General features: G+C 70.4%; 2 protein-coding genes. One reads left to right on the top strand and one right to left on the bottom strand.

The features are described 5' to 3' along the window. Window positions 1-63: 63 nt before the first annotated feature. Window positions 64-714: an IMPACT family protein gene (locus AB4Y86_RS18815; RefSeq protein ID WP_441403653.1), complete on the bottom strand. Its 651-nt coding sequence runs from the start codon at window positions 712-714 to the stop codon at window positions 64-66. 73 nt (window positions 715-787) lie between these two features. On the opposite strand from AB4Y86_RS18815, the gene coaE reads away from it, so the two are divergent. Next, the coding region (gene coaE, locus AB4Y86_RS18810) for a dephospho-CoA kinase (protein ID WP_441403652.1) at window positions 788-1,450 on the top strand (663 nt) is incomplete at its 3' end.

Here is a 1,450-nt window from a genome sequence, read left to right as displayed (position 1 = left end):
ACCGACAGGAGCCGCTCCAGCACTGCCTCCGTAACGTCCAGGAGCGCCACGACGGGCACCGGTTCAGCTGATGGCGACATCGATCCACTCCGATTCTCCGGCTAGCAATGCGGCGGTTCCGGCGGTGAGGGCCGCGACGCGGTCGGCTGCCTGCGCCAGCCCTGCCGTGTCGTCTGGCAGGGCCAGCCGGAGAACCGTCATTTGCGCATCATAGCTGGGACCGGCCATCACATAGCCCGCGGCCCGCAGTTCGTTCTCCAGGCGGCCGGCGGAGGCATGCGGCACCGGCACGGAGCAGATCCGCAGTCGCTGCCGCCGCACAAGAGGCGCCGAATCCAGGGCGGAGGACACGGATTCCGAATAGGCCCGGACCAGGCCGCCGGCGCCGAGCAGGATCCCGCCGAAGTAGCGGACCACGACGGCGGCGACGTCGCTCAGGTCCGTCACGCCGGGCGCGGTCTCGCGTTTCAGCAGTGCCTCCAGCATCGGGATCCCAGCCGTGCCGGATGGTTCGCCGTCGTCGTTGGAGCGTTGCACCCCGCGGTCGGGCCCGAGCACGAAGGCCGAGCAATGGTGCCGGGCATCGTGGAACTCCCGGCGCAGCCTGCTGACCAGCGAACGGGCGCTGTCCTCGTCGGGGGTGCGCTGCAGCACCGTGATGAAGCGGGACCGCCTGATCTCCAACTCGTGCCGGAACCCGCCGCCGGCAGCCATGCTGGTGTAGACGGTTGCCCGGCTTTCGGGAGAATCCGCGTCGTCAGGCACCGCTTCAGTTTAGTCTGGTGGGGTGCTGAAGATCGGTTTGACGGGCGGGATCGCCTCAGGGAAGTCAGTGGTGGCCTCGCGGCTGCGCGAACTCGGCGCCGTCGTGGTCGACGCCGATGCGCTGGCCCGCGAAGTGGTGGAGCCGGGCACTCCCGGACTGGCACGGGTGGTGCAAGGGTTCAGTTCCGCGATCCTGGCCCCTGACGGAACCCTCGACCGCGCCCGGCTGGGAGCCCTCGTCTTCGGCAACCCTGAACGCCTCGCCGTGCTCAACGGCATTGTCCACCCCTTGGTCCGGGAGCGCGCCGCTGCCCTCACGGCAGCAGCCCCGAAGGGCGCCGTCCTGGTACAGGACATTCCGCTGCTCGTTGAGACCGGCCAGGGCGCCGGCTTCCATCTCGTGGTGGTGGTGGACGCCCCGGACGATGTCCGGGTCCGGCGGATGGTTGAGCACCGGAAGATGACGGTTGAAGAGGCCCGGTCCCGGATGGCCGCCCAGGCCACGCGCGAGGACCGGCTGGCGGCGGCCGACGTCGTCCTGGACAACTCCGGCACCAAGGACGAACTACGGGACGCGGCCGACCGGCTCTGGCGCCACCGGCTGGAGCCGTTCGCGGAGAACCTGGCGAAAGGCCGGATGGCCGCGCGCACGGGCGGTCCTGTGCTGAGTCCCGCCCACCCCGGC

The sequence above is a fragment of the Arthrobacter sp. 2YAF22_2 genome (assembly GCF_052114645.1).
Classification (GTDB): Bacteria; Actinomycetota; Actinomycetes; order Actinomycetales; family Micrococcaceae; genus Arthrobacter.
The sequence above is the reverse complement of the archived record's forward strand: the minus strand, read 5'-3'. Positions and strand labels throughout refer to the sequence as shown.